The following is a 633-nucleotide window of genomic DNA, read 5'->3' on the forward strand; positions in this document are numbered from 1 at the left end:
TATCTATAATCAATATCGAAGTAGTTTAGGCGAAATATTTCATCGCTTGTGTAGTTATAAAGGAGTTGAAATTATCGAGGGTCACTTAATGCCAGACCATGTACATATGTTAGTAAGTATTCCACCAAAGATAAGTGTTTCGAGTTTCATGGGTTATCTAAAAGGTAAAAGTGCACTCATGATGTTTGACAAACACGCCAATCTCAAGTACAAGTTTGGGAATCGGCATTTCTGGGCGGAAGGTTATTATGTGAGTACGGTGGTGCTCAATGAAGCCACGATTAAGAAATATATCCAAGATTAAAGAAATTATCCAGTGGATGATTTCTTCACGAGTATGAAAATTTGAGAACGAGTAAAGCATGATATAGCACTAGATAAATTAAGTGTAAAAGAGTATGAGGACCTCTTTAGGGATAGTGGTAAGTAATACTAAAGCCTCTTTAAGAGGCAAGTGACGAGTCAAGAGCAATAAGGATTGAACAATATGAAAGCCAGCGTCTTTAGGCGCTGGCTGGTAGTTTGGGCTTATAGCTCTGGGACAAACCACCCGTTTGACGGGTGGTCATGATTCCCAATTATCAATTAGATATTCTGGAAGAAGAGAATCAAACAAAATATAAAATCTTTATA

Annotated in this window: 1 pseudogene; it reads left to right on the forward strand. The window is 37.1% G+C overall.

From position 1 onward, the window contains the following. A pseudogene (gene tnpA / locus ADF68_RS00300) lies at positions 1-301 on the forward strand (IS200/IS605 family transposase); the annotation flags it as partial. Positions 302-633 lie beyond the last annotated feature (332 nt).

It is taken from the genome of Streptococcus pseudopneumoniae, from assembly GCF_001068775.1.
Taxonomy (GTDB): Bacteria; Bacillota; Bacilli; order Lactobacillales; family Streptococcaceae; genus Streptococcus; species Streptococcus pseudopneumoniae_N.